Below are 12,904 nucleotides of genomic sequence, written 5' to 3' on the forward strand. Positions count from 1 at the left end.
TGTCCACCTGCTGCACGGACGCCGCCACCATGACAGACACACCCATCGCCGCCGCCCAGCCCGACACCCTGCTTGCCCATGCCGGCGGCGGGCTCGACCCTTCGACCGGCGGCGTGGTGCCGGCCATTCAGCCCGCCACCACCTTCGCCCGCGACGCGGAGTATCGGCTGATCAGCTCCAGCCATCTTTACGCCCGCGACGACAACGACCTCTCCCGGCAGATCGAAAACCTGGTGATGCGGCTGGAGGACGCCCGCGACACCCGGGTGTTCGGAAGCGGCATGGCGGCGATCGCGGCGATTGTCCGCGCGGTGAAGCCCGGCGACAGCATCGTCGTGCAATCGGGCATCTACTGGGGCACGACCGCCTGGATGCGCTCCCATTGCGCCCATGTCGGCATTGCACTCGTCGAGGCCGATGCCACGGAGACGGAGCGCTTCACGGAGACCATCCGCGAGAGCGGGCCGGCGCTGGTGTTTCTTGAAGTTCCGTCAAATCCGTTCCTCGCCATCGCCGATATCCGGGCCATCGCCGAGGCCACCCATGCCGCCGGCGCGGTGCTCGCCGTCGATGCGACCACGGCAACGCCGCTGTTGATGAAACCGCTGGCGCTGGGGGCCGATCTTGTCTGTCATTCGGGCACCAAGGCACTCAACGGCCATTCCGACGTTCTGGCCGGGCTGGTGTCGACGGCGGATGCGGACAGCGACCTCTGGCGGTTCATCCGCGCCGAACGTCACGACGCCGGCGCAGTGCTTTCGCCCTTCGATGGCTATCTGCTGCTGCGCGGCATGCGCACGCTGGCCCTCAGGATGGAGCGCATGTGCACGAGCGCCCAGAAAATCGCCGAACATCTCGACGCCCATCCAGCGGTTGAAAAGGTGCTCTACCCCGGTCTTGCCACCCATCCGGGGCACGCGCTTGCCAGGGCGCAGATGCACGGCGGCTTCGGCTATCTGATGTCGTTCCTCGTCAAGGGGGATGCGCCGGAAGCGCTGGCGGTGATCGGACGGCTGAAACTGATCCTGCGCGCCACCTCGCTCGGCGGCGTGGAAAGCCTTGCCGAGCATCGCCACAGCCTGGAGGGCGACAGCAGCGGTGTGCCGCGCAACCTGATCCGCCTGTCGGTCGGCATCGAGGCGGCCGAAGATCTTCTGGCCGATCTGGATACCGCGCTGTCAGGCCTGCCGGCCTGACAGGACCGGCGACGCGGCGCGGACCCCATCCGCCTGGGCCCTGAGCCAACGGACAAACGCCTTCAGCGGCGGGCGCATCACACCCGGGCGGGTGACGATGTAATAGCCGGAATTCGGCCGGGGATCTTCATAGAGAACCCGCAAGGTTCCGGCGGCGATATCCTCCTCCACAAAGGCGCGGGCGGTGGCGGAAATGCCCTCGCCGCGTCGCACCCCCTCCAGCATCATGTAGCCGGGCAGATGGGTGATGTTCAGCCGCTGCGAGGGCAGCAGCCCCTGGCTCTGCTGCCATTTCGTCAACTCATCGGTGCCGAGCTCCTGCAACCAGGGAAACGCCGCCAGGTCCTCACTGGTCAGGGTTTCGCGGTCGCCCACCAGGGTGCGGGCGGCCACCACCACGAAATTGGTGGCCAGCAGCAACTCCGCATCGAGCCCCGGCCAGCGGCCATCGCCGAAGCGGATCGCCACATCGACGCCGCCCGGCGCAAGCTCAACGATATCGGAGGTCGGATTGAGCATCAGCTCCACCTCCGGATGGCGCTGGCGAAAATCGGCGATGCGCGGCATCAACCAACTCACGGCGAACGATGGGGTCATGGTCACCTGAAGCGGGCGGGACCGCGCGCCACCAGCCAGAAGATCGACGGCACCGCCGATAATGGCGAAGGCCTGCTCCAGGCTGCGGGCCAACTCCTCGCCTTCCGGGGTCAGCGCCATCCCCCGCCCCTCCCGCTGGACAAGCGGCGTGCCCACATGCGCTTCCAGCGCCCGCACCTGCTGGCTCACCGCAGCGTGGCTGACATTCAGCAGCCCCCCAGCCTTGGTGAAACTGCGGGTTTCGGCGAGGGCCGCAAACGCCCTGAGGCTCCCGAGCGAAGGCAGATTGCGCCAGTCCATCTGTAACCTCACCTTACAAGTCGGGAAAACTCCTGCGTCGAGGCATGCACGGGTAAAGCGTATCATAAGCCAGACGCAACATGAGCGGAGGATCCGCGATGTTTTCCATTCTCGCCCAGTCGATGCTGACCGCAACCCGAAGCGATGTTCCGCAGGAGCCGCGCCGGCGTGCCCCTCAAGCAGCGCCGGCGCCCTGCCCCACCCAGCCTGCGGACAAGGCCGCCGCCAAGCCTTCGGCCGCCTGATCCCGGCCTCAAAGCCAAGCCGGCTCCTGACACACAGGCCGGTTTACGCTACAACCGCTCCTGAATTCAGGTCCCCGCTCGCCCCTCTGGCCGGGCAGGCGCCGTCAGAGACTCCGGGAGCAGCGCAGTATGGCGAAGGTTGCATTCATTGGTCTGGGTGTCATGGGCTATCCCATGGCTGGTTTCCTGAAGACGAAGGGCGGTCACGACGTGACCGTTTACAACCGGACCGCCGCAAAAGCGGACAAATGGGCCGCGCAATACGGCGGCACGGTTGCGACCACGCCGGCCGAAGCCGCGCAAGGATGCGATTTCGTGTTCTGCTGCGTCGGCAATGACGATGATCTTCGCTCGGTCACCATCGGCCCGGATGGGGCCTTTCACGGGCTGAAGCCCGGCGCGATCTTCATCGACAACACCACCGCCTCGGCCGAGGTGGCGCGCGAGTTGCACACCGCCGCCGCCGCACGCGATTGCGGCTTTCTCGACGCACCGGTTTCCGGCGGCCAGGCCGGCGCGGAAAATGGCGTCCTGACCGTGATGGTCGGCGGCGACGAAGACGTCTTCGCCAAGGCGCGCCCGGTGATCGAGTGCTACGCCAGGATGATCGGGCTGATGGGGCCGTCCGGCGCCGGACAACTGGCAAAGATGGTCAACCAGATCTGCATCGCCGGTCTGGTGCAGGGACTGTCGGAAGCAATCCACTTCGCCAAGAGCGCCGATCTCGATGTCGCCAAGGTCATCGAGGTCATCTCCAAGGGGGCGGCCCAGTCCTGGCAGATGGAAAACCGCTGGGAGACCATGCGCGATGGCGAGTTCGAGCATGGCTTCGCGGTGGACTGGATGCGCAAGGATCTCGGCATCGTCCTGAAGACCGCGAACGAGACCGGCGCGCGCCTGCCGGTCACCGCGCTGGTCGACCAGTTCTACGCCGAAGTGCAGGCGATGGGCGGGCGGCGCTGGGACACCTCAAGCCTGATCGCCCGGCTGGAGAACGCCGACAAGAGCTGATCCCTCGGGCCTCAGCCAAACGCCCGCCCGGTTCTCCGCGTCCTCCCGAACGGAGCGCATGCGGAGATCCCGGATCGGAGAGGCACGCCCTCTCGGCTCCAGCCGATTGAAAACGCACGTCTTCTGGCTCCCCGATCCCGGCTCGGGGGCCGGGATGACGCCCTTCCTCGTGGTGACGGCGGTCGCGCTCCCGACAGTGCGCCACACTCCGCGTCCTCCCGGGCAAGCGTCAGCGCGACCCGGGATCGGAGAGGCACGGACCGTTCGGCTCCAGCCTTGTGAAACGCACGTCTTTCGGCTCCCCGACCCCGGCTCGGGGGCCGGGACGACGCAGAAGGTGCCTTTGCCCGTTTCCATAGCCTTGCGCCCGCCACGTACGTCCCGGAGGCGGGCGTTTTTTGTTTGTGCTGGCACACCGCACCGGAACGTTATTCGCCGGCCGCCTCCTGGACGATCTCCTCAAGCAGCGCGTTGACGTTGGCGAGCGCTGCCTTGGACGCATCCGATCCGGTTTCCGGCAGCTTGCGGTAGCCGACGGTCACCTGGCCCGGCGCATCCGGCGTCTCAAAGAGGAACACCGCGTAGGGACAGAAGGCGAGATTTCCGGCCCGTGCCTCCATCGCCGCCCGGGACAGGCGCGCGGAGCAGAACAGCATCGCTTCCGCCTTGGTGAAGATCTGCTTGTCCGACCCGACATCGCCGCCGGTGCGCGCCAGCATCTCGCCGATATGCGACACGTAGTCGATGACCAGTCCCCGGTTGACGATGGCGCTTTCCAGATCGAACCGCACATCGTCATAGGCGCGCGTCACCGTCTTTCCGCTCGCGCTTTCCGGCAACTCCGACGCGGAGGCGGCCACCGCACCCGAAAGGGCCAGCACTGCTGCCAAAGCGAGCCCGATGGCAGCGCCCATCAGGGTCCGCCCCCACGCCACAATCCTTTTTCCAAATCCGCTTGTCATCCTGTCTCCTCCCTCGCGCCCGGCCTGCCGCGTTGGCCGCCCGGGCCCCTGTCCAGCGATTCCAATCCGCTCATCATGCGAGGGATGGAGCGGGATGCAATGACATATCTCATATTTCGAATATGAAATTCACGGGTCGCCCGCTCAACTGTCGCGGTCGGCCTTCGGTTTCTCCGTCGGCACATAGGCGAGCGGCAGGGCGCTGGTCGACTTGATCTGCTCCATGGCGAAGGATGTGGAGACGTCGGAGATATCGATCTTCGAAATCAGCCGCTTGTAGAAGGCGTCATAGGCCTCGATATCCGGCACCGCGACCCGCAGCAGATAGTCGACCTGGCCGGCCATGCGGTAGAACTCGACCACCTCGGGAAACTCGGAAATCACGTCGGCGAATTTGCGCAGCCAATCGTCATTGTGGCGGGAGGTGGTGATCGAGATGAACGCCGTCACCTTCACATTGACCTTCCTGGGATCGAGGATCGCCACCCGGCGCTGAATGACGCCGTCCTCCTCCAGTTTCTGGATCCGGCGCCAGCACGGGGTCGTGGACAACCCGACCCGGCGACCGACCTCGGCAACGGGAATGGTGCAGTCTTCCTGCAGGATCGAGAGAATGCGTCGGTCGATGCGGTCGATCATGATGGCAAGCCTCCGTTGCCGGCCTTTCGGGCAGGATTCATTTTTCAACACCCCCTGAGAACGCGGCGGTTACTTTCTCCTGAGAGGGCCATTTTAGAGAATTTTAGATTTTTCTTCCAAAGAACCCCTCTTTTCCGCTTGCCGCTTTTTGTCGCCAATGTCAACTCACCACCTCACAGAGAATTTTTTTCCGCGCATTGTCGATGCGCACAAGGCTGGAGACCCGTGCCATGGCACTCCTCAGACACATCATTGGCGCCCTGGCGATTGTCTTCGTCATGGCGCAGGCGCCGGCGGCAATCGCCGCGCCGACCGTCACCCCGCTGGTTTCGACCGACTGGCTCGCCGCGAACCTTGACCGCGACGACGTGCTGGTGCTCGACATCCGTTCCAAGGGTGCGAAATCCGGCGAGGAAGACTATCTCAAGGGGCATATCCCGGGCGCACTCCGGAGCGCGTATCCGGGCTACTGGCGCACCAATCGTGGCAGCGTCACCGGCGTTCTTCCCTCGGTCGACAAGCTGGAAGCGTCTCTCTCCGAGCTTGGCGTGTCCGAGCGCAAGGCGGTTGTGATCGTGCCCGCCGGCACGGACAGCACCGAATTCGGTGCCGCTGCCCGGATCTACTGGACGCTGAAGTATCTCGGCCATGACGCCGTCGCCATTCTCGATGGCGGCCATGCGGCCTGGGTCGCGGAAAAGCGCCCGCTTGAAACCGGCGCGGTCACCCCGCGCGGCGACATGTTCGTCGCCGACATCCAGCCGGAGTTGCTGGTCGCGACCAGCGACGTGGCCGAGCGCATGCAGTCTTCCGCCATTCTGGTCGACGGACGGCCCGAGGCCCAGTTCTCGGGCAAGGCCAAGCATCCGAACGCGACCCGTTTCGGCCGTATTCCCGGGGCGCAGAACCTCGATCAGGCCCAGTTCTTCGACGCGGACCGGGGCCGGCTGAAGGACAAGACGGTGCTTGCCAGCCTGGTGCCGCCGACTCTGGCCGACGCGAATGTGGAGATCGTCTCCTACTGCAACACCGGACACTGGGCGGCAACCAACTGGTTCGTGCTGCGCGAGGTGCTCGGGCACAAGAACGTCACCCTGTACGACGACAGCATGGTCGGCTGGAGCCAGGACGAGGCCCTGCCGATGGCCTCCGAGCGCTCGATGCTGGACGACATCAAAGCGTTTTTCGACGGGCTTCTGGGCTGACCCGCCGGTCACGGGCCGGACAGACCTCCTCCGACCCGCTTCGGCCCTGAAGTACCTGACGCCCGGCCTTCCGCCGGGCGTCTTTTTGCGCTCCTGGCCGCCGCCCTACTCCGCAAGCGCCGCGGCAATCTCCGCCCGTAGCACCGGCAGATACTCTTCTTCAAACCACGGATTTTTCTTCAGCCAGGCATTGTTGCGCCAGGACGGGTGCGGCAGGCAGAGCGCGGCAACGCCCTCCCGCCGGCTCGCCTCAAGGATCTCGCGCCAGGCGCCAACGGTCTCGCGCACCGAGCCCTTGCGCAGCTTTCCCAGATGATAGGCCTGGGCGTATTGGCCGATCACCAGCTTCAGCCGGATCTGCGGCATCGCCGCGAACACCCGGTCATGCCAGGCAAGCCGGCATTCGCGCCGGGGCGGCAGGTCGCCCCCCTTGGCGTCGAGCCCGGGAAAGCAGAAGCCCATGGGCACGATGGCCACCTTCTTCGCGTCGTAGAACACCGCCTCGCCGATCCCCATCCAGTCCCGCAGCCGGTCGCCACTCGGATCGGTGAAGGGGCGCCCACTGGCATGCACCCGGGTGCCGGGCGCCTGGCCGCAGATGGCGATCCGGGCGGAGGACGACAGCACGCAAACCGGGCGCGGCGCATGCGGCAGCGGCTGGCGCAGCGGCGCCTCGACACAGATACGGCAGTGCCCGATGGCGGTCTGTAACCCAGCCAGCCCCTGCCCCGCTCCTTCCTCCCTCCCTGCCCGTGTCATGCTCGTCCTCCGGTTCGCCCCTGAAAAGCGCAACGCTGCATTAACCATGTCCTTGAGCCGGATATTAAGGGTTGATGAGCATCATGGGACAGAATTCAAAGTCCCGGGCAAGAGCCCGTCAACCTTTCCGTCCAGGCAGCACATGGCGGCGCAGACAACACAGAGCAGCGAGAGGAAGACCGCGCTGAACAGCGAGCGGGCGCAGCATCGCCGCGACGTGGCACGGGCGGTGCGCAATGCCCGCGACCGCCTGTCTTCCGCCGAAGGAGTTCAACCGGACTTCGATTTTGAACTGCTTCTGACATTTGCCCGCAACCGGCTCAGCGCGGCCCTCGCCCTGCCGCTGTTCGCGCTGATCGTCGCCGGCATCTCGCTGTTGTGGATGAACCCGCCGGTCGTGGTGGCCTGGCTCGCCTTCACGCTGATCGCCCATGTGCTGCTTCTGATGACCTGCCGGCGCTTCGAGCGCGAGGAAGAGGCGGCACGCGAACTGGGCCGCTGGCGGCGGCAGATGGTGATCGGCGATCTGCTCTACGGCCTGGCCTGGGCCAGTTTCTTCCTGCTGCAGTCGACTGCGGACGTGCAGGACGGCTCGGAAATCTTCCAGTTCGCGACCATGCTGATCGTCATCGCCATGCTGACCATGCTGTCGGCCAGCATTCCCCGGGCGCTTCTGGCCGGCACATTGCCGATCACCGCCGCGATCGTCGTGTCGTTCTTCAACCAGCAGAGCGCCATTCACTACGCGATGATGGCCATGGCCATTGGTGCCCAGGGCTTTTTCCTGATGCTGGGCAACCAGCTCCACACCTCGACGGTGACCATGCTCGCCTACCGGGCGGAAAAGGATCACCTGATCGCCGAGCTGGAACAGGCCAACGCGATTTCCGACGAGGCCCGCCGGCGCGCCGAGGAGGCCAATCTCGCCAAGTCCCGCTTCCTGGCGACCATGAGCCATGAGCTGCGCACCCCGCTCAACGCCATTCTCGGCTTCTCCGAGGTGATGCACCAGCAGATCCTCGGCCCGATCGAGAACGAGACCTATCGCGACTACGCGGCCGACATCCACAATTCGGGCCAGCACCTGCTCAATCTGATCAACGAGATCCTCGACCTGTCGCGCATCGAGGCCGGCCGCTATGAATTGAGCGAGGAAGCGGTGCCGCTTGTCTCGGTGCTTGAAGAATGCAAGCACATGATGGCGATCCGGGCACGCAAGAAGAACATCGTCATCTCGGAGAGCGTCGAACCGGACCTGCCGAAGCTCTGGGTCGATGAACGCGCCATCCGCCAGGTGATCCTCAACCTCATCTCCAACGCGGTGAAGTTCACCCCGAGCGGCGGCGAAGTGACGATCAAGGCCGGCTGGACCGCCGGCGGCGGTCAATATGTGTCGATCCGCGACAATGGCCCCGGCATTCCGGAAGAGGAAATCCCGATCGTCATGCAAGCGTTCGGCCAGGGCGCCATCGCCATCAAGAGCGCGGAGGACGGCACCGGCCTCGGTCTGCCGATCGTCCAGGCGCTGGTCGCCATGCATGACGGCAAGTTCGAGCTGAAATCGAAGCTGCGCGAAGGCACGGAGGCGGTGGTCACCTTCCCCGCCTCGCGCGTGCTGGAGGCGATGCCGGCCTTCGAAGAACCGCCCGCACCGGCCGAGCCCCGCAAGGCCCGCCCGGTTGCGCGCCGCCGGGCGTCCTGACCCCTCCACCACGACCAGCGGGCGGGGCCGGCACCGCGTGAGGGCCGGCCGAAGCCCTCGTCCTCAGCCGTCCTTGTCGGCAACGCCGGCATCGGCGAAGGTCGCCATGCCGTCATGCACCTGCGTCGCTGCCTTGACGATGCCCGCCGCCAGCGCCGCGCCGGTGCCCTCGCCGAGCCGCATGCCCATGTCCAGAAGCGGCGTCTTGCCCATGGTCTCCAGCGCGCGGCGATGTGCCGGCTCGGCCGAAACATGCCCGAACAGGCAATGGTCAAGCGCCGCCGGGTCCATGGCGTAAAGCACGGCAGCGGCAGCCGTCGTCACGAACCCATCGACGATCACCGGAATGCGCTGCAGGCGGGCGGCCAGCACGGCGCCGGCCATGGCGGCGATTTCCCGGCCGCCGACACGGCGCAGGATCTCCAGCGGATCGCGCTCACCGCCAATCCGGGCGACGGCTGCTTCCACCGCCGCACGCTTGCGCGCCATCCCGTCGGCATCGACGCCGGTGCCCGGGCCGACCCAATCGCCCGGCGCTCCGCCGAACAGCGCGGCAAAGACCGCAGCCGCCACGGTGGTGTTGGCGATCCCCATTTCGCCAAGGCACAGAAGATCGGTGCCACCGGCCACCGCCTCCATGCCGAAGGCCATGGTCGCGGCGCAATTCGCCTCATCGAAGGCATCGTCCTCGGTGATATCGGGCGTCGGCATGTCGAGCGCCAGATCGAACACCTTCAGGCCAAGATCGTGGGCGATGCAAAGCTGATTGATCGCCGCCCCGCCTGCGGCGAAGTTTTCCACCATCTGCCGGGTGACCGAGGCGGGAAAGGCGGAAACGCCCTTGGCGGCGACGCCGTGATTGGCCGCGAAGATCGCCACCAGCGGGCGGGTGATCTTCGGGCGCCCCTGGCCGCTCCAGCCGGCAACCCATTCGGCCAGCTCTTCCAGGCGCCCGAGCGAGCCAGCGGGCTTGGTGAGCTGGGCATCGCGGGCGCGCGCCTCCTGCATCGCCTCTTCGTCCGGTCCGGGCATCTGCCGCACCAGGTTGCGGATATCATCGAACGGCAGGGCGGACGCGGACAGGGACATTCATGCTCTCCGGGCAGGATCTGGGAACGGACGGCCGCAAACCGACTTTGCGGCATGCGGCGCGCCGATCTATAAACCGGCAGACCGGCACCGCAAAGACGAGCCGGCGAAAAAGCAGGGACAGCGCACCAAATGCCGACCGATCAGTCTTGCTCCTCGGATCTTCCCCGCTGGTCGCCCGCCCTCCTCCTCGCCGACCTCGCCGGTACCGCCCGGTTCTTTTCGCGCCTGCCGATTCCCCGTCTTTCGCGCCGGGACGATCCGTCCGCACTGCCCGATTTCCGGCGCGCCGCCGCGCTCGCACCGCTTGCCGGCGGCCTGATCGCCCTGCCGGGCGTGCTTCTTTTTGCCGCGCTTTCCGCCACCGCCCTGCCCCTGCCGGCGGTGGCGCTGATCGCCCTTGGCCTCGGGATCGCCGTCACCGGCGCCCTGCATGAGGACGGCCTTGCCGATCTCTGCGACGGTTTCTTCGGTGGGGCAACGCCCGAGCGGCGTCTGGAAATCATGAAGGACAGCCGCATCGGCGCGTTCGGTACGCTGGCGCTGATCATCACCATCGGTCTCAAGGTCGTGCTTCTGGCCGGACTGGCGGCCCGATCCGGGCCGCTTGCCGCCGCACTCGGCTGGTGGATCGCCGAGGCCGGATCACGCGCGGTCATGGTGGCCCTGTGGCACCGCCTTCCGCCGGCCCGCCCCGGCGGCCTTGCAGCTCTCTGCGGCCAGCCGGACCGAACCGCGACGCTTGCCGCGCTTGGCCTTGGCGCTCTGGTCCTGTTGCCCGCAGCATACGTCTTTTCGCCGGCAGCGCTTTTCTTCGCGGCCGGGCTGGCCGGGCTGGTCGGCGTTCTGGTGGCGCGCCTTGCCCGCGCCAAGATCGGCGGACAAACTGGCGACGTACTCGGGGCGACCCAGCAACTGGCCCTGCTCGCCGCGCTTGCCGGGTTCGGCGCGGTCGCGTGAAAGCGCGCACCCTGTCCCGGCACCTCATCCCGTGCTAGGAAGACCCGACAACCGGCGCCTCTCCCGGCACGACGACCCAGGGCCTTTCGCACATGTCCTTGCCCCGCATTTCCTTCAGCCCGCGTCCGCGCGCCTGTCTTTCGGCGGCACTGCTGGCACTCGCACTGACGCTTGCGGCCTGTTCGGGGCGTCCGGGCGCGGGAAGCCTCGCCCTTTCCACCGCACCGGCGCCGGAGGCACAGGAACACACCATCCTGATCGCCACCACCCGCGAGCGCGACGACCGGCCCGGCACGTATTTCAACCGGGAGCGGGCCGACAAGATCGACTTCGCCCGCGCCACCGTTTCCATTCCCCCGACCCACAAGGCCGGCCAGATCGAGTGGCCGGCCAAGGCGCCGGGCAATCCGGAAACGGATTTCACCGTGCGGTCCGCCAGCTATATCGACGGGAAATCGGCCTTTCGCGCCGCGCTTGACAAGGAACTGGCCAAACGGCCGAAAGGCAAGCGGGAGGTGTTCGTCTTCATTCACGGCTACAACACCCGCTTTCCCGAAGCGCTTTTCCGGATGGCGCAGCTGACCAGCGATTCCCGCTTGCCGCATGTGCCGGTGTTGTTCACCTGGGCCTCAGGCGGCGACGTCACCGACTATATCTATGACAACAACAGCGCCACCATCGCCCGCGACGCGCTGGAGGAGACCTTGCGCACGATTGCCGCCTCGAAGGCGGAAAAGATCAACATCCTGGCCCATTCCATGGGCAACTGGGCCTTGATGGAGACCGCCCGGCAGATCCGGATTTCCGGCAAGCCGCTGCCGCAGAGCAAGATCGGCCTGTTCGCCATGGCCGCCCCCGATCTCGATGTCGACGTGTTCAAGGCCCAGCTTCGGCGCACCGGCAAGCCCGACCGCCCCTTCATTCTACTCGCATCGAAGGACGACCGGGCGCTGAAGGCCTCCAGCCTCATCGCCGGCGGCAAGCAGCGGGTCGGCGCCTATGACAACGAAGAAGAGCTGGCCGAACTCGGGGTCACGGTCGTCGACCTGACGCAGATCGAATCCCTCGACGCGGCCCACCACGGCAAGTTTGCCCAGCTTGCCCAACTCGCGCCGGAGTTCCGCAAGATGCTGGCCGGACAGGGCCGCCGGGAAAGCGGTGGCGGATCCGAGTTTGGTGTCGACAGCGTCGGCGATGTGGTCGGCTCGACCGCCAAGGCGGCGGTCACCTTGCCGCTGAAGATCTTGACCGCACCGATCACCATCTTTTCCGGTGCGCAATAGCGCCCCACATAACGGGCGTGCCACCAGCGAACGAGACCTGCGGAGCGTTGATGAGTGAAATCCAAAGTCCTTGCGTCGATATCTGCCAGATCGACGCCACAAGCGGCTTGTGCACCGGCTGCCGGCGCACGCTTGACGAAATCGCCACCTGGGGCAGCTTGAGCGACGGCGAGCGCGCGCGCATCATGGGCGAGCTGCCCGCGCGTGCCGAACGGCTGCGGGCGGCGGGCTGATGTTTCGTGGCAAGCTGGCCGGGACGCTGGTCGTCGCCGTTCTGATCGTGGTGATGCTGGGCGCGCTGATCGCCTTTTTCTCCAGCGCCCCCGCGCCGGGCGGCACCATCGACCTTTCCGACAAGGGACCGCGCATGGTGGCGCTGATCGCGCTGCTGGTGGTGTTTCTCGGCTCGTTGCTGGCCGCGCCGCCGTCGATCCCCACGCTGCTGCGTTCGATCGTCGTCTGGTGCAGCCTCGCGCTCCTGCTGGTCGCCGGCTACAGCTACCGCTCCGAGTTGGAGACCATCGGCCGGCGCATGCTGGCGACCCTGATGCCCGGCATGGCCGTCAGCGATGCCGGCGGAACCATCACCGTGGTGCGCGACCGATCGCGCCACTACCGTATCCAGGCACAGGTCAACGGTGCACCGGTCACCTTCATGTTCGATACCGGCGCCTCCGCCCTCACCCTGACCCATGCGGACGCACAGGCCGCCGGCTTCGATACCGCACGCCTGTCCTATACCGTGCCCGTTTCCACCGCCAATGGCATGGCGCAGGTGGCTGTGGTGCGGATCGACAGCCTGTCCATCGGCACCCTGACGCTCACCGGCCTCAGGGCCTATGTGGCCCGCGACGGCGCGCTGGAGACCAGCCTGTTCGGCATGTCCGCACTCGACCGGCTGAAAAGCTGGCGGGTGGAGGGAGACCGGTTGCTGCTGGAACCGTAGCGAATTTCGC

General features: G+C 66.5%; 13 protein-coding genes. 8 read left to right on the plus strand and 5 right to left on the minus strand.

Features of this window, described 5'->3' with window-relative positions:
- The first annotated feature begins 29 nt into the window (after positions 1-29).
- On the plus strand, positions 30-1,196 hold the full coding sequence (locus LC062_RS02970; RefSeq protein ID WP_224909520.1) for a trans-sulfuration enzyme family protein: 1,167 nt from the start codon (positions 30-32) through the stop codon (positions 1,194-1,196).
- Here LC062_RS02970 and LC062_RS02975 read toward each other — a convergent pair.
- Entirely contained in the window at positions 1,179-2,093 is a 915-nt protein-coding gene (locus LC062_RS02975) for a LysR family transcriptional regulator (RefSeq protein WP_224909521.1), read from the minus strand. The genes LC062_RS02970 and LC062_RS02975 overlap by 18 nt on opposite strands.
- A gap of 305 nt (positions 2,094-2,398) precedes the next feature.
- Between LC062_RS02975 and LC062_RS02980 the strand changes: the two genes are divergently transcribed.
- Positions 2,399-3,349 (plus strand): NAD(P)-dependent oxidoreductase, encoded by a 951-nt coding sequence (locus LC062_RS02980; RefSeq protein ID WP_404829674.1) that lies wholly within the window; start codon positions 2,399-2,401, stop codon positions 3,347-3,349.
- A gap of 428 nt (positions 3,350-3,777) precedes the next feature.
- Here the strand turns inward: LC062_RS02980 and LC062_RS02985 are convergent, their stop codons facing one another.
- Positions 3,778-4,263 carry a DUF302 domain-containing protein gene (locus tag LC062_RS02985; protein WP_224909523.1) on the minus strand — a complete coding sequence of 162 codons (486 nt, stop codon included), beginning with the start codon at positions 4,261-4,263 and terminating at the stop codon, positions 3,778-3,780.
- A 192-nt stretch (positions 4,264-4,455) separates the two neighbouring features.
- A complete protein-coding gene (locus LC062_RS02990) occupies positions 4,456-4,947 on the minus strand; it encodes an Lrp/AsnC family transcriptional regulator (RefSeq protein ID WP_224909789.1) in 492 nt (163 codons plus the stop codon).
- A gap of 233 nt (positions 4,948-5,180) precedes the next feature.
- On the opposite strand from LC062_RS02990, the gene LC062_RS02995 reads away from it, so the two are divergent.
- On the plus strand, positions 5,181-6,155 hold the full coding sequence (locus LC062_RS02995; RefSeq protein ID WP_224909524.1) for a sulfurtransferase: 975 nt from the start codon (positions 5,181-5,183) through the stop codon (positions 6,153-6,155).
- 105 nt (positions 6,156-6,260) lie between these two features.
- Here LC062_RS02995 and LC062_RS03000 read toward each other — a convergent pair whose 3' ends face one another.
- The gene (locus LC062_RS03000; RefSeq protein WP_224909525.1) at positions 6,261-6,914 is read right to left on the minus strand and encodes a uracil-DNA glycosylase family protein; all 654 of its coding nucleotides are present in this window, start codon (positions 6,912-6,914) and stop codon (positions 6,261-6,263) included.
- Positions 6,915-7,056: 142 nt separating this feature from the next.
- On the opposite strand from LC062_RS03000, the gene LC062_RS03005 reads away from it, so the two are divergent.
- Positions 7,057-8,616, plus strand: coding sequence for a sensor histidine kinase (locus LC062_RS03005; protein WP_224909526.1), 1,560 nt, complete (start codon positions 7,057-7,059; stop codon positions 8,614-8,616).
- A 63-nt stretch (positions 8,617-8,679) separates the two neighbouring features.
- Here the strand turns inward: LC062_RS03005 and cobT are convergent, their stop codons facing one another.
- On the minus strand, positions 8,680-9,705 hold the full coding sequence (gene cobT, locus LC062_RS03010; protein ID WP_224909527.1) for a nicotinate-nucleotide--dimethylbenzimidazole phosphoribosyltransferase: 1,026 nt from the start codon (positions 9,703-9,705) through the stop codon (positions 8,680-8,682).
- A 132-nt stretch (positions 9,706-9,837) separates the two neighbouring features.
- Between cobT and cobS the strand changes: the two genes are divergently transcribed.
- From cobS to LC062_RS03030, 4 genes are all read left to right on the plus strand, one after another.
- Positions 9,838-10,665, plus strand: a complete 828-nt coding sequence (gene cobS / locus LC062_RS03015) for an adenosylcobinamide-GDP ribazoletransferase (protein ID WP_224909528.1) — start codon at positions 9,838-9,840, stop codon at positions 10,663-10,665.
- A 92-nt stretch (positions 10,666-10,757) separates the two neighbouring features.
- Positions 10,758-11,948: an alpha/beta hydrolase gene (locus tag LC062_RS03020; RefSeq protein ID WP_224909529.1), complete on the plus strand. Its 1,191-nt coding sequence runs from the start codon at positions 10,758-10,760 to the stop codon at positions 11,946-11,948.
- Between the two features lie 50 nt (positions 11,949-11,998).
- Positions 11,999-12,181, plus strand: a complete 183-nt coding sequence (locus tag LC062_RS03025; RefSeq protein ID WP_224909530.1) for a DUF1289 domain-containing protein — start codon at positions 11,999-12,001, stop codon at positions 12,179-12,181.
- A complete protein-coding gene (locus tag LC062_RS03030; RefSeq protein ID WP_224909531.1) occupies positions 12,181-12,894 on the plus strand; it encodes a retropepsin-like aspartic protease family protein in 714 nt (237 codons plus the stop codon). Before LC062_RS03025 ends, LC062_RS03030 begins: the two co-directional genes overlap by 1 nt.
- Positions 12,895-12,904 lie beyond the last annotated feature (10 nt).

This window comes from Stappia indica, from assembly GCF_020177335.1.
GTDB classification, from domain to species: Bacteria; Pseudomonadota; Alphaproteobacteria; order Rhizobiales; family Stappiaceae; genus Stappia; species Stappia indica_B.